A 19,631-nucleotide genomic window follows, 5' to 3' on the forward strand; every position below is an offset into this window, starting at 1 on the left:
TCCACACCTTATTTATTCCTTGAGTGTCCAGACGTTCCAATCGGTGCTCTGCGCTTCGGCTTCTTCTTGGCCTCTTAGTTCGCAAATTCAGCCCGCAGGTCTTATAAATGCGGTAAACACGTTTATGATTGTCACTAAACCCTTCTCTTTTCAACAGCACAAAAATGCGTCTGAACCCATATCGAACCCTCGTATTTGCGATTTCTTTCATGCGCATCATTAGCAATGTATCGTCACGACGGTGCGATTTGTAGTAATACATTGCCCGAACCAATTTCACACACCGGCATGCTCTTTGGATTGAGACGCGATAATTCGAAATAAGCCAATTGGCCATTTCCTTTTTGTAAGGAGGCCTCACAGCTTTTTTTTAATAACATCCTGAAGCATTTGCTTGTCCAGGCTCAGATCTGCGACAAGCTTTTTCAACTGGGCGTTTTCCTCCTCCAACTGACGCAGCTTTCGCAGTTCGGCAACGCCCATGCCGCCGTACTTTTTGCGGTCCGCCGCCGCGGTTCCAGTTAAAAAAGGTCGCTTGGGAAACTCCGAGCTGCCGGCAGATCTCCTCGACGCGTGTACCTGTCTCAGACTGTCTAAGCGCAAAAGCGATGGCACCGGCCACCCGGCTGCGCTTCCGTAAATTTCGACTTTTTCATAGTGACAAATTACGTTTTTGATCCGTTTTTGCCACCGAAAATCTCTAGTTTTCAGCTGTCTCGTTTGCCGGGGGGAGGTCAGGGGAGGTCAAAAAAGTCGCGGTGACAGGCGTTGGATCAATTCTTAGACTTTCCGAAGGCACGGCTTTTGTTTAAATCTTACCGGCAAAGTGGTAAGCTTGGACAGCAGGTGCAGTACTTGATAATCCTGTCGTAGACAGCCTAAGTTTTGAACAACAGAAATGCACCTACTGTTACCTATAAGAAAATTGTTTCAGATATGACACATCCATGCGTATTAAGATCAAACTGTGCAAATTGTACGTAACGCGGGACAATATGAGCTTCTAGCAAGTTGTTTTCGATCGTGGAAATCCAGCCGGATATTCATAGTCCTTTGTATTAATACTCAGGATGTGATTAAACTTGGAGTGGTTTTCGCCACCAAGCCTGGCCAATAAATACTTCATCACTGTCTAAAAATAAGTCGTGCCCAATCTCTTTCCATTCATCCCGTTAATACAATGCCTGTAAATCCACAAACAGCATCAAACGAGCAAGAGCGCATTAACAGGCTACTGCAATACAATATTCTGGATTCAATGCCGGAACGAGCATACGATGATATTACAAAATTAGCCACTTTCATTTGTGATACCCCTATTGCACTGATTAGCCTGGTCGACAAGGATCGTCAATGGTTTAAATCAAGGCAAGGGTTGGGCGTTTCCCAAACACCGCGGCAGGCGTCATTCTGCGCCCACAATCTGGATGGCGCAACGGATCTGTTAGTGATAGAGGATGCCCGTATGGACGATCGTTTTGCCCAAAACCCACTGGTAAATGGCGAGCCCAATATTGTCTTTTATGCGGGCGCGCCTTTGGTGACTGCCGATGGCTTCGTCTTGGGCTCCTTATGCGTGATAGATAAAAAACCGCGTCAACTAAGTGGTGATCAACAGCACGCCTTGCTGGCACTGGGAAGGCAGGTTATGAATCTAATTGAACTACACCAAGCGAACCAACAGCTAGCTGAAAGCAATAAAAAGCGTCTGGAAGAGGCCGAACAAGAGAGGCGCGGAAGGATTGATTTTAGCCAGAGCGAAGCAACCCTGCTATCCTTTTTCGAACAATCCCCAATTGGTATTGCTTTACTTGACGATCAAGAGCTCTCCTTCCGGATGGCCAACCCTTTTTACGGTTCGCTGGTGGGAAGAACGCCGGAACAACTTGTTGGGTTACCGCTTCTGGAGGCCTTACCTGAACTAAAAGGACAGGGCTTTGACGAACTGTTAAAGGAAGTATTACGCACCGGCATACCCTATGTAGCCAGAGAAGTGGCCTGTAACTTGATTAAGGATGGGAATTTGGAAACAATATATGTGGATCTTGCATATCAGCCCAGGCAAAATAGCAGTACCGGGCTTGTATCCGGGATCCTGGTGGTGGCAACTGACGTCACCTTGCAAGTTTTGTCCCAGCGCAAGTTACAATCCGACCAGAAACGATTGGAGACCATTTTGAGAGAAGTGCCTGTGGGGATATTAATTGCCGACGCAAAAGGGCAGCTTATATATGGCAATCCGCCAGTCGAACAGATATTTCGACATCCTTTCAGAGAAAGCAAAGACATGGATGCCTATGAAAGGTGGCAATTGTTCGACCCGGAAACTAATGAACCCTTTCCCTTAGAGTCGATGCCTATGGTCAGGACATTACTGAAAGGCGAAACCGTTGTCGGCGCTGAAATGAAACTGCTAAGGGGTGACGGTACTTGGGGATATGCGACGGTGAACTCAGTACCTGTCTTTGACGCATCAGGAAACGTTGAGATCGGCGTGGCTGCCTTCATTGACATTACCAATCATAAGCTAGCCGAAGAGCAACTACGAAAAAACGAGGAGCTTTTACGGACCATGATTGAAAGTATTTCCGATGGTATTTATGTCGGTGGCCTGGAAGGGATCACATTGGCCAATCAGGCCGCACTCGACCAGTTGGGGTTTTCAACCCGGGAAGAACTAAACCGTAACATAGCGATACTTGCCGATGAGATCCAGACACGAAACTGGAAAACCGGAGAGCTCATACCCGTAGAACGGCAAGCATTTGCCAGGGCACTGGGCGGAGAACATGTCACAGAAGATGTGCTGGTGCGGCACCGGTTGACTGGACAGCAGCATGTAGTTCGTTGTGCTGCCTCGCCGGTTGTGATAGAAGGCAATACTATAGCAGCTATTGCGATTAATACCGATGTTACCGTCCAGCGCAATGCGGAAGAAGCTTTGCGGCAGAGCCATCAGCAGTACCAGCAATTGTCCATGCATCTCGAAAAGATGGTAGATGAAAGGACACATGAATTAACTATTGCCAATCAGGACCTTGTCCGCTCCAATGAAAATCTGCAGCAATTTGCCTATGTGGCAAGCCATGACTTACAGGAACCTCTGCGCAAAATCCAGGCATTCAGCTCGATGCTCACGCGAGATTTGCAGGACCAGCTGACAGATAGGTCGCGGGATTATATTAGGCGGATCAACAACGCAGGGGCGCGCATGTCGGAACTGATCAATGATCTGCTGGCTTTCTCGCGCGTTTCAACCAGACAACAACACCACGGGCTGGTCTCTCTGGACGCGGTAATCGCTGACATACTTGTCAATTTTGACCTATTGATTGAGCAGCGCGGGGTGCAAATCTTGATCAATGAGCTTCCAGTCGTGCAAGGGGACCAAATGCAGCTGTCCCAGCTATTTGAAAATTTACTTTCAAATGCAATCAAGTTCACACCACCTGACCGCGTTCCTAAGATTTCAATATCCAGTGAAGTCATTTCATCCGGCCAGCTGCCCGCACTAATACCCGGCCACGCAGCCGTCAAGGCATATCACCAGATCTCGGTCACGGATGAAGGTATCGGCTTTGACACCAAGTACCTTGACAGGATCTTTCAGGTATTTCAACGTCTTCACGGGAAAGGCGAATATCCTGGCACCGGCGTTGGCCTGGCCATATGCAAAAGGGTGGTCGAAAATCACCGCGGTGAATTGTATGCATCCAGTACACTAGGCAAGGGAGCTACATTCTTTGTCTATCTACCAATTGAATAAAATCATTTTTGTGCCTATGACGCGGCAAGACCTATAACTCTTTGCGGTAACCCGTTACCCTGTGTATGGGAAATAAGAATGGTCCTAAAAAGCATCTCCTGCTGGCATGAGATTTTATACCTGGGTGGAATTTTCGTTATGACCGACTTTGCAAACTTCAACCGCAGACAGAGCTATTTCCGCCCCTATCAAACCCATCTGGATGTTTACGCCAGGTTGAAAAAGGTGGATTTGAAGGCGATGGCAACAGGTAAGTGGAGTTATAAATTCAAAATTTTCTGTTTTATACCAATTATCCTGTTCCAATGTGAATGCGTCGGATGTAACATCCTGATACATTTAAACATGCCCCTGTTAAGAAAACTCAGCGCGACATCATGGTTAGACACCCGCCAGCTCACTTTTATGCTTTTAATCTCGGACGCTTCACGTGATAACGAAGTACTTGGTGCCCAAACAATCAAAATTTCCCAGGCCGATTCTGACACGATAAGATCGGCATGTAAAAGCCAACGTACTTTTTCATCAATGCAAATTGAAGACCTGGTTGATATCATATATCAACTTGAAATTGGAAGCATATGGCAAAGCTGACATTTGTTAGTATTGACTTCCCTAGGAGAAGGAAATGATAAAGATCAAAATCTACGCTGTAACGCAAACATGATTATAAACACTGTTCGAATGCGAACATGTCAAGAAAAATATCTCTAAGCTGCAAAAGCTGGACTTGGCCCAAATCGTAAAAATTTGCCTTAAATCGCCTAGCGCTGTCCGGAATGATAACTTGTCGAGGGGGAACTGACAATTTAACTGTGGCATAGCTCCTGTTCTCGGCCTACATGCTACAGTCGCTCCGTGATTCGAGGCAGCAATTCCCCTGCAAAGACTATTGATGACGACTGGTTTACATCAGGTCATCCAAAATGATTAATCGCATTGGCATTAACACGCAACGCCAATTCAAAAAATGGAGTAAGGTCTCCACCCTTGGGTGGCCATCTAATCATGCGGTTATTCTTAGTTGCTAATTAGGCAATAGGCGTTGGGCGAAACTTTTTGCAGCGCTAATCTAGCCATTAAGTACCGGTGTAATGATTAGACCGCTAGTCGGTAAGTTGATGGGGGCTATGACTTATGTGGTTAGCGGTTAAGGTTTAGCATTGCCCAGCGCCCCGAAGGTTGGCAGAAAACACTTTCTCGGGATTCATTATTGGCGGTCATTCACTTTAGTATGCCTCTGCTCCTCACACACCCGGCGTTCACCGACGGGAGCTATATTGACGCTGCCCAATACGTATACTTTTGGTCTCGCTAATTTCAGGAACCGCTGGAATTGTCTGCTCGCGGTCTGTTTCGATCGCACTCCTATTCAATAATCAAATCACACCAGAGGCAGGCGCACTTACTTCACCATGATCAGACACAATGGTCCCTCCCTATATCTGCTTCAGCATTGCATAGCCAGCAATACGTTAGAGCAAAGTCTTGGAATTTAACCAGTCTTGTACAGTCTAACCAACCCTTCTGAATCCGCATGGAAAAGGTCGGCCGAATCCACGCCCAGAATTTGAGCGATCTGAATGAGGCGTTCCAATGTGATACGGGTATAGCCGAGCTCTATTTTGCTGTAAGCGTTCTGGGAGATGCCTAGTTTCATTGCAAGATACTCCTGCGTATAATCTCTGTACTCCCTGATTTTCCTGATATTCAATGCTACTGACCTAACCCGGAAACCTATTGATTCATCCATGAAATTGCTGGTTTGTTTCCAATCAAAACTTGCCGCGGCAAGTTCCTATCGGAAACGTACGATTAAAATACCAATCGTGGATCGACACAAATACGACCTTTAAGCACCAAATTATTTGCAAAATCCAGTAATAAATAAGAAATGTCACACTAACCAACTGAGTATCAAAGCGAAACAAGTCACCCTCACAAAGCGTAAAAGTTGATGGGATAACCCTAATCCCACCCGACCAATATTTCAAAATCTTTGTTGCAGACCTAGTTTCTCTGATTGTAGACAAATAGGTCACTATTTTTCAGGTGCAACCATACTTCACGCCTGTCGTGGCCGGTCGACAGCCCCCGACAAAAGGCCAATGCATGAAATCTGCCAAAAATTGTCGGGAATAGACCTCTTGATAGGTCTCCAATTACCTGTTCATGGTATAAGGAACCGCGTGCGTGATACGATGCCGATCTGCATTCAGATCATCTGCAATATTCCTGATAGTTGTATTTTACTCCTTTCAGCTATTTGATTATCAGCCACTTAATCAACTATTGGCACGGTAGTTTAACCACTATCACCGAACGCAACGTTCAGCAGGGGTAGCCGAAAACCTGAGAAAGAGTAAGCTATTTTTAACTAAATTTTATGAGTTATGAAATTTCAAGAATTGAATGCGACTGAAATGAAAGAAATTAATGGCGGTTTGTTAGGCCTTGGAAACAGTAGTGACTCTGCCTCTTCGGGCGGGCTTTTCGGATCATTGGGCGTGGCCTTCAGCAACGAATCAGTGGATGATGACGGCTCCTCGGAAAAAACCCAGTTCGGATTAGGACTTGATCTGGGAGGAATATTTAATTCTATAACAGGATAAGGAATTGGATAAGTCAAAAAATAGCGGGGGCAGCTGAGGTTGCCCCCGTTTTTTGGTTCGAAAATGACACGCACATGGACAAAGATCACAGCAGTACCCGCAACAAAATATTTCCGCCCGAAATACTGGAATACACATCCGACTATCATTTCCACCAGCATCACACACGCTCGAACTTAATCTATCAGCTTCTGTTGCTGATCATTATCGTGGGATTCATTTCCATGTTTCTCATCGCAGTTGATGTCAGCGTCAGAAGTACGGGCATTATTCGCGCCTCCGACGACCGCAATGAAATCAAGGCGCTGGTGAGCGGGCGGCTCGATTCGGTATTTGTTGCCGAAAATCAACGCGTTGAAAAAGGACAGACGTTGCTTAAAATCGAGGCGGAGATAATCAAAGAGCAGAATCAGCTTGTTAAGGCCCAAAAAACGGATTTTGACAATCAGATCCGCGATCTGAAAGTACTATTGCATTTGAGCCGGACCAATAACTGGAGTAAAAAACCGGGATTGGTCAGCGGTTTGTACAAACAGGATTTCGCGCTTTTCTGGCAAAAAATCACGGATGCCAAAACGACGCTCCTTACTGTCGAGAAGGACTTTGCACGAAACAAGATCCTGCACGACGTCAAGGCGATTTCCGAAGCCGAATTTGACAAGGCGGTACTGCTGCATACCACGGCCAAGAACCGCATCAAAACCATTATGGAAGAGGAAGAGGCACGCTGGGAGTCCGAATTGACCCAGCTGCAAATGAAATCCCGTGAACTGAACTCGCAGGATCAGCAGTATCTGCGCGAGAAAGATTACTATGTCGTAAAAGCCCCGATCAGCGGGACCATCCAGCAGTTGAAAGGACTACGGCCGGGCAGCATTGTCGCTTCCAATGAATTTTTAGCCGAAATATCTCCCGATGAGGCGATGATCGCTGAAATGTATGTGCTGCCGAAAGACATCGGATTAATCCACCCGGGTACTCTTACCAGGCTGCAAGTCGATGCCTATAACTACAACCAATGGGGCCTGGTTACCGGCAGGGTACTTTCAATTTCCAACGACGTTTATACGGACGGAAAACAACCGCCGTACTTTAAGGTACGCTGCAAGTTGGATAAGAGCTCTCTTACATTAAAAAGCGGCTACGAAGGTAAATTGAAGAAGGGAATGACCTTGCAGGCGCGCTTTCTGGTTACCGAGCGCACATTGTTTCAACTGCTCTACGATAAAGCGGATGATTGGCTTAACCCGAACCTGGTCGCCACTACTGAAACCCCACCCCTGAACTGATCGCATGGGAACTTCCGGATTTTTGAGTTTATGGGCGAAAATCGCCGCATTCTTGAAGCGCATTTCTAGCAACATTCCTTTCTCACGCGGCAGAATGCGCCGCGCGGATGTGGTTATCAAGCAGCACGACCTGACGGACTGCGGGGCGACCTGCCTGGCTTCCATCGCGGCCTTTTATAAATTGACAATCCCTGTTGCCCGCATTCGCCAGTATGCTTCGACCGACCAGAAGGGCACGAACGTCCTGGGGCTGATAGAAGCTGCGACCAAGCTGGGATTCACGTCAAAAGGTGTGAAAGCCGACTTTGAACAACTACCTCATGTACCCGTGCCCGTGATCGCGCACGTGATTATCAAGCAGGTCTTGCATCATTATGTGGTCGTCTACAACATCACCGGCAGCACGGTAGAGGTGATGGACCCTGCACGGGGTGAAATCATCCCTATGAGTTATGACGAATTCAGAAGCATCTGGACCGGCGTGCTCGTTTTAGTTCAGCCAGGCGATACATTTTTGGAAGGGAATGAAAAAATATCTGTTCAAAAGCGATTCTGGTACCTGATAAAACCCCATAACGCTATACTCGTGCAGGTTTTGATCGGCGCTATCATCTATACCATTCTCGGACTTTCAACATCTATATTCCTCCAAAAGATAGTAGACAATGTACTACCGGAAGGCAACCGTAACCTGCTGAACTTGATGGGCGTGGTCATGATCGGTATCCTGTTTTTCAGAATCATTATCAACCATGCCAAAACGCTGCTCACCATCAAGACCGGCCAGCAGATCGACGCCCGGTTGATATTAGGCTATTACAAACATTTGCTGCGCCTGCCACAGCAGTTCTTTGATAATATGCGCGTGGGTGAGATTATTTCCAGGATCAATGATGCGGTGAAGATCCGCGTTTTCATCAATGACGTCCTCGTGGGGTTTGCCGTGAACATGTTTATCCTGCTCTTCTCGTTCGTTTTGATGTTTACCTATTACTGGAAACTGGCGCTCATCATGCTATGTGTGGTTCCCCTGTATGCGGTGATCTACTTTTTCTCCAACCGGATGAATAAATCCACACAACGGAAACTGATGGAAAGCTCCGCCGAACTAGAAGCGCAGCTGGTGGAATCCATCCATTCGGTTAGTACGATCAAACGGTTCGGGCTGGAAGATTTCACTAACATGCGCACCGAAACACGCTTTGTGGGCATGCTCCGCTCTGTTTATGAATCCAACACCAATTCACTCTGGATCGGGGATTTCAGTGGTTTTGTTGCGAGTGCTTTTACTATTATTTTACTCTGGGCCGGTTCTCTTTTCGTGCTCAATAACATCATTACCCCGGGTGAACTGTTATCGTTCTACGCAATTATCGGGTACTTCACTGGGCCGGTATCGAGCCTGATCGGCATGAATAAAACCATTCAGGACGCCTCCATTGCTGCCGATCGCTTGTTCGAGATCATGGACATCGAACGGGAATCGGTGGAAAATAAAGCCATACTAACGCCCGACATGATCGGTGACATACATTTCCGTAATGTCCATTTTCGCTATGGAACGCGGGTGACGGTATTTGAAGGACTTGACCTGGTGATTCCCAAAAACAAGATTACCGCCGTAGTGGGCGAAAGCGGCTCGGGAAAGACCACACTGCTCGCGCTACTGCAAAACATTTACCCTATCGAACAAGGAAACATACAGCTGGGCGGCTTCGACATCAAATACCTGACCAACGACAGTCTGCGGCAAATGGTGAGCGCGGTACCCCAGGACGTACATTTGTTTGCAGGAAACGTGATCAGCAATATAGCCGTTGGCGAATTCGAGCCGGATATGAAAAAAATCGTGTCCATATGCCAGGAACTGGACATCATGAAATTTATCGAAAATCTCCCGAATGGCTTCAACACCTACATCGGCGAAAACGGCACCAGTCTTTCCGGTGGACAACGACAGCGATTGGCCATTGCCCGGGCGCTGTACCGCGACCCTGAGATATTGATCCTAGACGAAGCCACCTCGTCGCTGGATTCGAAATCTGAGCAGCACATTCAGCTCGCGATCCAGTCGCTCAGAAAGAAAAACAAAACGATCATCATCATCGCGCATCGACTTAGCACCGTCATGAATGCTGACAAGATCGTTGTACTCGAACATGGGAAACTGGTTCAAGAAGGCACCCATAAAAAACTCATCAGTCAAAAGGGGCGATACTTTGACATGTGGGAACAGCAATTCCCCACGCTACAAAATGAAAAGCCATTTGCAAGATCAAGAAATGGGATTAATTCTTCACCCGGCTAGAGGCAAAGCAGCCAGATGCTTTTCAATTTTCCCAACAGGACAAGCTGCACCCTAACAAATTTGTACACAAAATACCGGTTCATCTGTCTATATCATGCGAGTTACACGCAAATATCCCGGTGGGTGCGTAACCATTTAAAACGGGAGCAAAACAGCCTCCTATTCTAACATAGACGGACGGTGTATGATAAGCCATCGACGGCGTAGGTTGTCCTCAGAAAAAAGGGAAACCGATTCAAATTCTACAAATAGTGACAGGTCGGATTTTCCCCTATTCGACGCAATCCCGCTTCGCTTCCCCGGAGACTGCCGTTGTCCAATCCGAAGCAAATGGATGGACAGATCAAACGAATGCCACCTTTAACTGCTACTGCAACATACTTTCGATGTGACTTGTAGCTTACCTATTGGATACAGCTCATCATTGATAAAATATCCAGGTCCAGGCCAATTGTTTCCAGTTTTTGAACGGCTGACCGTCGCGCTATAGCCATCTCTTCAAGCGGTAATGATTGAAAAAACTAGCTGCTTCGTTAATAGTCGATCCATGTTGCAAAAAATAAACCCTGACCTGTATTTCGTCAGGGGGACACTGGTTTCCAAAGCCAGCCGAGCATCGTTTACCTCTCATTTGACCGCAGCAGTTTTAAACTTGTCAAACATTTTGTCGATGTCTGCCCTATCGTAATAGATCACACCGCCTATCCGCATGAAACTGAGTTGACGACTTACACGCATCGCATGCAGCTTACCGGGTGATACGTCAAGTAGCTTCCTTACTTCCCGAGATTTGAGCCATTGCTTCGAATGCTGTGTGCCTCCACCTGAGATTAGCTTTCTCATCTCAGAGAGCATTTGCTCCTTAAATTTTTCCAAATCCGCCAACGTGACTAATTGATGCGTGAACAACGCTGAACGCTCCTCTAATTGCTTACCCTTCTTTTCCATTGCTGCCTGCTTTACGTTAACAATCAAAAACATCGACTGCGCGTATCAATCGATGTTTTTGACCGGAAAATAATAGTCAGCACTTGATACTAGCTTCCTATTTTTCCTGCTGGAACAAAAGGAATAAAGTGCCGTTCGATGCGACCCGCATCGAACGGCACTTTGCCTTCAATAATCTGTGAAGATATGACCTTCGTGTTCGCTGTATCCTTCTAAAAACAAGTCTTTAGCGAAAGCTTCGTAGTCGAAGTAACGTTCAATAGCCTGTGGCACGCCTGACAACAAACCTGTGTCTTCGACATATTGGTAGGCGTATTCTAGTGCTGCATCCTTCCCTGAAACGCCAAAGAATCCTTGGTAGCTTTCCCGGAAACCTTCTAGCTGGTCGTCCAATTCATATCCGTTGGACGGCCAGTAGTTAATCTGCTTACAGTAAATATTGAATGCTTCGGCAGTCTCATCGTCCATTTCACCGGTGGCTTCAAAGTAAGCGAACGCTTCTTTATGAAGGCTGCATTCTGATATCAAGAAGTCCGGGATGTTTTCCCAGTCTTGGAACATGAGCTCTGGATCCAGTTCATTTCGATGAAATTCAAAACAGTCTTGCAGAAACTCTTTGCGGTCTACATAGTCCGTCAAGTCAAACCATTTACCGAAGAGCGACCCATTGTTGTACTGGCCATATGTTCCCACATAGATTCTTGGAATATGTTCGAGATTTCTCATGATTGAAAGGTATTTAAGTAGCTAAGGCCCCGGCTTTGTGCTCAGGACAATCGCTGCCTTCCACTCAAAGAAAAAATGACGGGGCTTGCCCCCCTGGTTGCAAGCCCATCCGGCGGTTTAAGGTGCGGCTGGCTAATGCGGGTTCAGCTAAAAAGCCGGATGACGCAGTGCAGGCTTGCAACCGTCATTTTTTACTTTGTAACTTTCGTTTGCACTGATCGCATTGTTAACTTCGCCTCCCGTTCAAGTATCGTTCTTTCCGCAGTTTATGAGATGCCCTTTACTGTTATTAGCATTTTACCTATTGGCTGCGTTAGCCCATGCCCAGACACCAAAGGTTGACTCGCTGGTTATCGGGAAATTGAAGGACCTGCATGTTCCGGGCCTTGCCGCAGCAAAGGTTGAAAACGGCCAAGTTTCCTGGACGCACTATAACGGCTTCCAAGACATGGAGCAGAAAGTACCCGTGACAGATTCAACGGTCTTTCACATAGCCTCCATTTCTAAGACAATAACAGCTGCGGCGGTTATGCAACTCGAAGCAAAGGGATATTTCAAACTGGATGATGACATAAACGGGTTCCTCCCATTTCGCGTTGTCAATCCATCGTTTCCAGCTGCTCCGATCACGTTCAGGCTACTGTTAAGGCACCGATCGTCGATAGCGGATAACATGGACTATCTGCTTCCATTTTGGGGAAATACATATCAGGGAGCCGATATTCCATTGGGCACATTCCTTGCGGACTATCTATCTACCAGTGGCAAGCACTATTATGCGAATAAGAATTTTACCGGCGCCGAACCAGGTAGCAGGTTCGAATACTCCAATATTGGCTTTGCACTGCTAGGCTATCTTGTCGAACGGATTGCGAAGATCCCATTCGACCAGTACTGCAAAGCGCATCTATTCACCCCACTCGAAATGCATCATACCAATTGGTTTTTAGAGCCATTTCGATCAGACCGGCTGGCAGTACCTTATGAGTATTCGGACTCGCTCGGCCGGTATGAAAAATTGCCCCAGGGTAAATTCCCGGACTATCCCGCAGGTCAACTCCGCTGCACGGTAAGTGACCTGGCGAAGTTTCTTGCGTGCTGGTCAAACGACGGATCGTATGCTGGTAAGCGTGTTATTGAAGCTAGGTCAGTACAACTTTTGACGCCAATGGACATGAGCCTGGGCTTCCACACCTGGTTTATGTATTTGCTCAACACGGAGACACCCACATACAGTCATAGCGGACATGGCCCTGGTATCTCCACCTACATGCTATATGACCCATTTTCAAAAAAAGGGCTGATTATTTTGATGAACGGGGAGCTTTCCGATTACTTCGAATGGAGAAAATTGATTGATTTACTCTGGAAGTCCTAAACATTCCCAGGCAAGTAACTTTACTTAAAAAACAGTTCAGATGATCAACAGAAAAGCGCTCCTGGTAATTGACATGCAAAAGGGCTCGTTTACAGCAGCTACCCCTCGTCAAAACACCGAAGGAGTCGTGCAAATAATCAATTCGTTTCGCGCGAAATCTTGGCCGGTGTTATTTATTCAGCATGATGGTAGCACAATGAACTAGTTCGTGCCCTTTACTACGGAGTGGGAATTGCTGGATGATCTAAAAATTGATACAGATGATATCCGCATTGACAAATATGCCGACGATGTGTTCTACCGCTCGGAACTCGGGCAGAAACTGGGCGCCCTAGCCATTAACGAATTGGTCATTACAGGCTGCGCCACAGACTTTTGCGTTGAATCGACGATTCAGTCAGCGGTTTCCAAGGATTATAGCATAACTGTCATCGAAGATGGGCATACCACTGGTAACAGACCGAGTCTGAGAGCCCATCAGGTGATTGATCACTACAATTGGGTATGGAAGAACATGATCCCTACAAAGGGAAAAATTGAAGTGTTACCCCATCTCGAGTTTCTTCAAAAATTTGCCATCAGATGAATCAATTTCACTTCATTTATTCTTATGTAGCGGCGATACAATCATCTTCTTCGGATAAGAACATAAAAGAATCTATATCATTCAGAAAGCATTCGAGATAACATCAACTTCACTTAGGCCTCTCAATTCTTGAACGCTGATTGCCAAAAAGATCATGAGAAGAAACTGACAAAAAGACACACATCTGGTGAAAAATTTTGCAATTACTATGTTTAAAACTTCAATATTCGAGAAAAAGGTTTTCCAATAAAATCGAAATAAACCGGCTACAATTCCTTTACAGAATTAACCAGTGTAAGTAAAATGGGGTAACCCGGAATTCTATTTGCATTGGTTTTGAGCTCGTACGCAATTAGTCTCCACAAATGGTTAGTAATCCTTAAAACCTGTCAGCACAAATCTGAAAGAAGGAATAAAAGAATGAAAGAAAATCTCAATAACTGTCTGAGATATTTCTTTTGCCGGCAACAATTTTACCATCAATCGCCTCAGGTTGAATTGAGACGATTGATGGATACTGCTTACTTCGGCATCAAAACCGTATCGATTACATGAATTACCCCGTTTGACTGGAAAACATCTGCAATTGTGACCATTGCGAGGTTTCCTTTCGCGTCTGTCAGGACGATTTTTTTGCCCTTCTGCATAGCAGTAAGCTCTCCACCTGCAACGGTTTTCAACATTGCTTTACCACCACCATTCTTGATGGCCTTCATCAGGTCGGCTGCGCTCATATTGCCTGCTACCACGTGGTAAGTCAAAATGCCGGTCAGCATCTCTTTGTTTTCAGGCTTTACCAGCATATCCACGGTTCCTTTGGGTAGTTTGTCGAATGCCATATTGGTGGGTGCGAACACTGTGAACGGGCCCGGGCCGGACAAGGTTTCAACCAATCCGGCGGCTTTTACGGCTGCAACGAGTGTAGTGTGATCCTTTGAATTAACAGCGTTTTCAATAATGTTCTTGGATGGGTACATGGGCGCCCCACCAACGGTTACGGTTTTTTCCTGTGCGAACGAATAATTCCCAATCACCAGCAATGTGATCAGTGAGAGAAAGAAATTTAGCTTTTTCATTGTGAAAGTCAGCTTGAAAAGTGAACAGTTAAGTGTGTGTAATCGATCAACACGACCAATCTACGCTTGCCTATCTGCTTTTGGATCACTATGCATTAATACTCAGGTCAGAAAGAGTGCTTTTGATTTGCAATAAACTGATTTACGGATAATTAATTATTTTCAAACACATACGTATACATCAAAAACGTATAGCTTCTATGGACAAAACCAAGAATTGGTTAGAGAAAATATTTTCATTGGTTTTGATCTGATCCTAAAAAGTCGGCGTAAGTCTTGCCGAAACTCATTCAAAATGAAAGAGAAATGCTCATTAACCTTTACTTACTAAGATTATGCACACAAACACGAAGTACAGCTCCCGGAGGTCAGACGACGACGGAGTATCACTAGTCAACAGACGACTGTTTCTAACTTCTGCCGGATTGACAACGGCGTTTGGAACAATATTGATTGTATCTGGCTGTACCAAAGAAGATCATCCCATGCCTGGCTCGGATGTTGTTGACCTCGGAGACGGGGATTTTGGAGTATTGAACTATGCCTATGCGCTGGAACAGCTTGAGGCTGCTTTTTATGCCAAGGTGGTTGATTCTCCATATGCAGGTATTACCGATGCTGAGAAGGCCATTCTTACAGACATCCGCGACCATGAGATCGTACACCGCGAGTTCTTCAAAGCGGCGCTGGGTAATAAGGCTATCAAAGGTTTAACCCCTAATTTCGACGCAATCGACTTTTCCAGCAAAGCTGCCGTACTTGGCGCAGCCAAATTGTTCGAAGATACGGGTGTGGCTGCTTACAACGGTGCCGGAAAGCTCATTAAAAACCCGGAATACCTGCTACTGGCCGGAAAGATCGTTTCCGTAGAAGCACGCCATGCTGCGGTAATCCGGGATCTGATCAATCCGAAATCAGCCGATTTCGCTGGCGACGACATTGTCGATATGAATGGATTCGACAAGGCGGTTGCGCCTGGCGACATTCTTTCGGCTGTTAAGGTCTACGTTAGGGAGACTATCAACGGCGCTCACGTCGGCCAGTAATCATTCACACTAACCTGATCAGACATAATGGATATTTTCAAAATAATAGACAAGTTTCAGCAAATCGACGGCGACGCAGCAGGAAGGCTTGAATACGCCTCACGCCGTCATTTTATGAACAAGGTTGGAAGCAAACTGGCCTCGGCTGCTATTCCGACGGCATTCGCAGCGATTGTAAACAAGGCGTTTGCCCAATCTTCGGCGGCGATTGATGTACTTAACTACGCGCTGACCCTCGAATACCTGGAAGACGAGTTTTACAAAGGCGGGCTTGCAGCGGCGAACCTGATACCCGCATCGGACAAGTCGATTTTCATGCAAATTGGCAAGCACGAATCGCAACACGTAGCGTTCCTGGTGAAAGCACTTGGCGCGAAAGCGATTGCTAAACCGATGTTCGATTTTACGTACAAAGGCGCATTTGCTGATGTTTTCAGTAATTACAAAACGTTTGTAACAGTTTCGAGCGCCCTTGAGGATACAGGTGTGCGGGCATATAAAGGCCAGGCCGGAGTTTTGATCGCCGACCCGCAAATTCTCGAATACGCTTTGCAGGTACACTCCGTAGAAGCCCGCCACGCGGCTGTTGCCCGGAGGCTCGCCGCGACGTTACTCGGTATGCCTGCTATGAAAGGGTGGATCACGGGCAAGGAAGGTGCGGTACCTGCCATTTACGCTGGTGAAGACAATATGACTCAAGGCGGAGTAAATATCAAAGGCCTGGCTTCGAAAACGGACGCTGCTATTACCGAAGCGTTCGACGAGCCGTTGACAAAAGACGCGGTACTGGCGATTGCCGGCCCATTCATAAAAGGTTGATTGAGCTTCAGAGCGGGTTTGCGCTCACCAGAGATCCATTAGATGTGGATGTTTAGGATACGTTGAAAAACCGTTGGCGTTACGCTGGCGGTTTTTTTAGTTGCAGAAAATCTGCAGAGATGATTTTGCCGTATATCTGTACACGGTTTACTTTGCATCAACTATGTCGCCTCGTCTGCTAGCTTTCGTGGTTTTGCTTAACTACCTATGGGTAGCAGCTGCGGGCTTTATCAGCAGGCCAGAGCAGGTGCCGTATATGGTCATGGTGGAAAAAAGTTATTCCGAACATGCCCGCTACGAAGACCGCCGGTACATGCGCATGGATGGACTGGAAAGTCTGATGGAAGAAGTGATGGAAACGCGCTGTGTAAATGCCCGGGATGACAGTGGCCACCTGCAAATTTCTATTACCAGCGCGGTCGATTGCCATGTCCCCGTTGAACATCTTGATCCTAAGACTTCTTTCTTTTTTGTTGTTATCGGGCACGTTTTCCCCGGATGCAAAGAATCTTCACATCCAGAAATTTCCTGCTCTATATTTTCTCCCCCCAGACATTTGGCAACTGCCTGAGTTGTAGCTTTCTCCTTTTATCGATGTAGCTTTCTCCTTTTATCGATAAAGAGGAGGCCTGATCCTTGAAATCTCCCGTCTATTCGGCAGGAATCCAACCTTTCTTAGAATTCCATTTACTCCAACAGTTTCTGACTGCTCAATGATTAAATTTTCCTTCATCATTCTTTGCATGCTGAGCGCGGCTAAGGTATGTAAATCCCAGACGGGTAACCTTACGGGGCATATTATTTCTTTTGAAAATGCACCACTTTCTCAGGTCAATGTCCGGATTCAGGATTCAGAATTCGCTACATACACCAATGAGAGCGGGTATTTCATGTTAAAAAATATCCCAGCCGGAAAGTACGCTTTGTTGGTTTCCAGCACCGGTTACATAGCGCTAAAACAAGATGTGGTTGTTTTCGCAGGCAAAACGGTAAATCACAATCTCCAACTATCCGGGGACCAAAGACAACTTGAAGAGATAACAATTACCGGTACGGGCAGCCAATATAAAACCAGTATTTCATCATTAGCCACCCGCACGGACGCCCCGCTCTTGGAAGTCCCGCAATCGGTTCAGGTAATTTCGCATCAGATTATTAAAGACCGTCAGGCTTTTACCCTAAACGACATTACTCCGTTGATGACGGGTGTCAAAGCCAATAATTCGATGGGCGGTTTTGCGCTGCGAGGATTTACGGGTTATAATCCAAATGATGCCAGTTTTACGACGTTCAACGGCATCCGCGGTACCTTGTATCTTTGGAGCCAGCAACCTTTGCTTTATAATATTGAAAATGTTGAAATCCTCAGGGGCCCGGCTTCTGCATTGTTGAGCGAAAGCATGCCGGGGGGAATTATCAATTTTGTCACCAAGAAGCCTTTGCAGGAAAACCGCTTCGAATTTACGGCGGCCTATGGCTCCTGGAATGCCGCCCGGTTTTCCGTTGATGCGACCGGGCCGCTCAACAAAAGCAAAAGGCTGTTGTACAGATTAATCGTAGGTTACGACCGTACAAACAGTTTCAGGGATTATCAAAAGGTTAAGAACTTCTTCCTGGCGCCGTCGCTGAGTTACAACTTTGCTCCCGGCACAAGTCTGAATCTGGAAGTAAATTATGCTTACCAGCGAGCGGTACAACAATATGACCGAGGCAGATATGTGAAGAGCAATGCGGACGGAACATTCGACTTTGACTATTATCCCAAAAATGTCACAGTCCAAAGCCCGTCCGATTTTGGAAAAACCAAGAACAGCTCGGCCACTTTGACCTTTACACATCAGGCTGGCAGCGGGCTTACATTTTCATTTGTACAGCGGTACGTCAGGAGCAAATTCAACTTTGCAGACCATTTTGTTTCGGGAGCGATCCGTAACGACTCCATCAGCAGAAGTTACTCTTATTGGGACTATGATCAGTTCAATGCGCAAACGACCGCATTTGCCAACTATAAAATAAGTACCGGAAAAGTCAGACATAGTTTGCTGGGCGGTGTCGACTATAACCGTTTTGGCTGGTATAAGAACGATTACCGCAGCTCGCCCACAACCCGGATTTCCATACTGCACCCCGATTACAGCAACGATGTTCCACCCGTTAACCCAAAGGTCGACTACTACGATGACAACGAGCAGGCCACCAATCTGATCGGGGGCTATTTGCAGGATCAGATAAGTTTTGGAGAAAAATTCAAAGCGCTGCTGTCCCTGCGCTATGATCACTACCGTTTAAAACAGACGCCATTGTCTGAACGTGACGACCTGCAAGGAGACGAATCTGCCGCAAAAGCCTGGGTACCACGCATAGGGCTGGTATACGTACCTGTGTCCAACTTGTCTTTCTACGGGAGCTACAACCGGTCATTTGCTCCGCAACTATCTAACAATGGCGGTGCTGGTGGGCCTTTCCCTCCCAGAACTTCAGAGCAGTTCGAAGTTGGTTACAAGGGTGATTTTTTCAAGAAAATCTTATCGACGATGGTAGCCGTCTACAATATCGATTACAAGAATATCCTTGCCCCGAATCCGACGGCAGCCAATCCAAATCAGCAAACCGTTGTACGAGGGACACGTAGCCGTGGTGCGGAGATTACCATCCAAGGAAATATCAAAACGCTAAGTATTATTACCGGTTATGCATTCAATGATCATGTACTGACCTCCACAAGCTCCATTGGGAAAGAAGGTTTCAGGTATGTGAATGCACCAAAACATATCGCAAATGTCATGCTCAAATACAATCTGACCAACGGCGTCCTGCAAGGGTTGGGCTTTGGTGTGGGTGGGCGGCACGTTAGCGAACAGGTAGGCAATCTGGCCACGCAAACCTTTATTATACCAGCCTCCACCGTACTGGATGCGATGGCGAATTACGAGGCGGGCAGATACAATGTACAGTTCAATGTATACAATTTTACCAATGCCAACTACTATAATGGCGGTTTATCAAGGGTGACCGTCGCTTCGCTGGGAAACCCTATTAACTTCCGAGTAGGTGTCAGCTACCTTATTTTTTGACCC

The 19,631-nt window shown here is 46.5% G+C and carries 15 protein-coding genes and 1 pseudogene; 11 read left to right on the forward strand and 5 right to left on the reverse strand.

The window, feature by feature from the left end:
- Window positions 1-656: pseudogene (locus tag H144_RS34880) on the reverse strand (transposase); the annotation flags it as partial.
- Window positions 657-1,180: 524 nt separating this feature from the next.
- Between H144_RS34880 and H144_RS33395 the strand changes: the two are divergent.
- Both H144_RS33395 and H144_RS0118595 read left to right on the forward strand, forming a co-directional pair.
- A complete protein-coding gene (locus H144_RS33395; protein ID WP_019943606.1) occupies window positions 1,181-3,766 on the forward strand; it encodes a PAS domain S-box protein in 2,586 nt (861 codons plus the stop codon).
- A 138-nt stretch (window positions 3,767-3,904) separates the two neighbouring features.
- Window positions 3,905-4,360 carry a hypothetical protein gene (locus H144_RS0118595; RefSeq protein WP_157504958.1) on the forward strand — a complete coding sequence of 152 codons (456 nt, stop codon included), beginning with the start codon at window positions 3,905-3,907 and terminating at the stop codon, window positions 4,358-4,360.
- A gap of 901 nt (window positions 4,361-5,261) precedes the next feature.
- Here H144_RS0118595 and H144_RS0118600 read toward each other — a convergent pair.
- Window positions 5,262-5,519 carry a helix-turn-helix domain-containing protein gene (locus H144_RS0118600; RefSeq protein WP_019943608.1) on the reverse strand — a complete coding sequence of 86 codons (258 nt, stop codon included), beginning with the start codon at window positions 5,517-5,519 and terminating at the stop codon, window positions 5,262-5,264.
- 640 nt (window positions 5,520-6,159) lie between these two features.
- Here H144_RS0118600 and H144_RS0118605 point away from each other — a divergent pair.
- The 3 genes from H144_RS0118605 (at window position 6,160) to H144_RS32160 (ending at window position 9,975) form a co-directional block, all read left to right on the forward strand.
- Window positions 6,160-6,378: a hypothetical protein gene (locus tag H144_RS0118605; RefSeq protein ID WP_019943609.1), complete on the forward strand. Its 219-nt coding sequence runs from the start codon at window positions 6,160-6,162 to the stop codon at window positions 6,376-6,378.
- A 74-nt stretch (window positions 6,379-6,452) separates the two neighbouring features.
- Window positions 6,453-7,667: an HlyD family secretion protein gene (locus tag H144_RS0118610; protein ID WP_019943610.1), complete on the forward strand. Its 1,215-nt coding sequence runs from the start codon at window positions 6,453-6,455 to the stop codon at window positions 7,665-7,667.
- 94 nt (window positions 7,668-7,761) lie between these two features.
- Window positions 7,762-9,975, forward strand: a complete 2,214-nt coding sequence (locus H144_RS32160) for a peptidase domain-containing ABC transporter (protein ID WP_019943611.1) — start codon at window positions 7,762-7,764, stop codon at window positions 9,973-9,975.
- A gap of 627 nt (window positions 9,976-10,602) precedes the next feature.
- Here the strand turns inward: H144_RS32160 and H144_RS0118625 are convergent.
- Window positions 10,603-10,923 carry a helix-turn-helix domain-containing protein gene (locus H144_RS0118625; RefSeq protein ID WP_063826412.1) on the reverse strand — a complete coding sequence of 107 codons (321 nt, stop codon included), beginning with the start codon at window positions 10,921-10,923 and terminating at the stop codon, window positions 10,603-10,605.
- A gap of 168 nt (window positions 10,924-11,091) precedes the next feature.
- The gene (locus H144_RS0118630; RefSeq protein ID WP_019943613.1) at window positions 11,092-11,649 is read right to left on the reverse strand and encodes an antirestriction protein ArdA; all 558 of its coding nucleotides are present in this window, start codon (window positions 11,647-11,649) and stop codon (window positions 11,092-11,094) included.
- A gap of 304 nt (window positions 11,650-11,953) precedes the next feature.
- Here H144_RS0118630 and H144_RS0118635 point away from each other — a divergent pair, with 304 nt between their 5' ends.
- The gene (locus tag H144_RS0118635; protein ID WP_019943614.1) at window positions 11,954-13,027 is read left to right on the forward strand and encodes a serine hydrolase domain-containing protein; all 1,074 of its coding nucleotides are present in this window, start codon (window positions 11,954-11,956) and stop codon (window positions 13,025-13,027) included.
- A gap of 208 nt (window positions 13,028-13,235) precedes the next feature.
- Window positions 13,236-13,613: a cysteine hydrolase family protein gene (locus H144_RS33015; RefSeq protein WP_019943616.1), complete on the forward strand. Its 378-nt coding sequence runs from the start codon at window positions 13,236-13,238 to the stop codon at window positions 13,611-13,613.
- Between the two features lie 521 nt (window positions 13,614-14,134).
- Here the strand turns inward: H144_RS33015 and H144_RS0118645 are convergent.
- Window positions 14,135-14,689, reverse strand: a complete 555-nt coding sequence (locus tag H144_RS0118645) for a fasciclin domain-containing protein (protein WP_019943617.1) — start codon at window positions 14,687-14,689, stop codon at window positions 14,135-14,137.
- A 485-nt stretch (window positions 14,690-15,174) separates the two neighbouring features.
- Here H144_RS0118645 and H144_RS0118650 point away from each other — a divergent pair, with 485 nt between their 5' ends.
- From H144_RS0118650 to H144_RS0118665, 4 genes are all read left to right on the forward strand, one after another.
- Window positions 15,175-15,735, forward strand: a complete 561-nt coding sequence (locus H144_RS0118650; RefSeq protein WP_019943618.1) for a ferritin-like domain-containing protein — start codon at window positions 15,175-15,177, stop codon at window positions 15,733-15,735.
- 27 nt (window positions 15,736-15,762) lie between these two features.
- Window positions 15,763-16,554 carry a ferritin-like domain-containing protein gene (locus tag H144_RS0118655; RefSeq protein WP_019943619.1) on the forward strand — a complete coding sequence of 264 codons (792 nt, stop codon included), beginning with the start codon at window positions 15,763-15,765 and terminating at the stop codon, window positions 16,552-16,554.
- A gap of 163 nt (window positions 16,555-16,717) precedes the next feature.
- On the forward strand, window positions 16,718-17,125 hold the full coding sequence (locus H144_RS34380) for a hypothetical protein (RefSeq protein ID WP_157504961.1): 408 nt from the start codon (window positions 16,718-16,720) through the stop codon (window positions 17,123-17,125).
- A gap of 172 nt (window positions 17,126-17,297) precedes the next feature.
- Window positions 17,298-19,628, forward strand: a complete 2,331-nt coding sequence (locus H144_RS0118665; RefSeq protein WP_157505052.1) for a TonB-dependent siderophore receptor — start codon at window positions 17,298-17,300, stop codon at window positions 19,626-19,628.
- Window positions 19,629-19,631 lie beyond the last annotated feature (3 nt).

This window comes from Dyadobacter beijingensis DSM 21582, assembly GCF_000382205.1.
GTDB lineage: Bacteria > Bacteroidota > Bacteroidia > Cytophagales > Spirosomataceae > Dyadobacter > Dyadobacter beijingensis.

Bases quoted from the DNA above. Each gene is read 5' to 3' on its own strand.
- H144_RS33395 (WP_019943606.1), top strand. From the start codon at position 1,181: ATGCCTGTAAATCCACAAACAGCATCAAACGAGCAAGAGCGCATTAAC.
- H144_RS0118595 (WP_157504958.1), top strand. From the start codon at position 3,905: ATGACCGACTTTGCAAACTTCAACCGCAGACAGAGCTATTTCCGCCCC.
- H144_RS0118600 (WP_019943608.1), bottom strand. From the start codon at position 5,519: ATGGATGAATCAATAGGTTTCCGGGTTAGGTCAGTAGCATTGAATATC.
- H144_RS0118605 (WP_019943609.1), top strand. From the start codon at position 6,160: ATGAAATTTCAAGAATTGAATGCGACTGAAATGAAAGAAATTAATGGC.
- H144_RS0118610 (WP_019943610.1), top strand. From the start codon at position 6,453: ATGGACAAAGATCACAGCAGTACCCGCAACAAAATATTTCCGCCCGAA.
- H144_RS32160 (WP_019943611.1), top strand. From the start codon at position 7,762: ATGCGCCGCGCGGATGTGGTTATCAAGCAGCACGACCTGACGGACTGC.
- H144_RS0118625 (WP_063826412.1), bottom strand. From the start codon at position 10,923: ATGGAAAAGAAGGGTAAGCAATTAGAGGAGCGTTCAGCGTTGTTCACG.
- H144_RS0118630 (WP_019943613.1), bottom strand. From the start codon at position 11,649: ATGAGAAATCTCGAACATATTCCAAGAATCTATGTGGGAACATATGGC.
- H144_RS0118645 (WP_019943617.1), bottom strand. From the start codon at position 14,689: ATGAAAAAGCTAAATTTCTTTCTCTCACTGATCACATTGCTGGTGATT.
- H144_RS0118650 (WP_019943618.1), top strand. From the start codon at position 15,175: ATGCCTGGCTCGGATGTTGTTGACCTCGGAGACGGGGATTTTGGAGTA.
- H144_RS0118655 (WP_019943619.1), top strand. From the start codon at position 15,763: ATGGATATTTTCAAAATAATAGACAAGTTTCAGCAAATCGACGGCGAC.
- H144_RS34380 (WP_157504961.1), top strand. From the start codon at position 16,718: ATGTCGCCTCGTCTGCTAGCTTTCGTGGTTTTGCTTAACTACCTATGG.
- H144_RS0118665 (WP_157505052.1), top strand. From the start codon at position 17,298: ATGCTGAGCGCGGCTAAGGTATGTAAATCCCAGACGGGTAACCTTACG.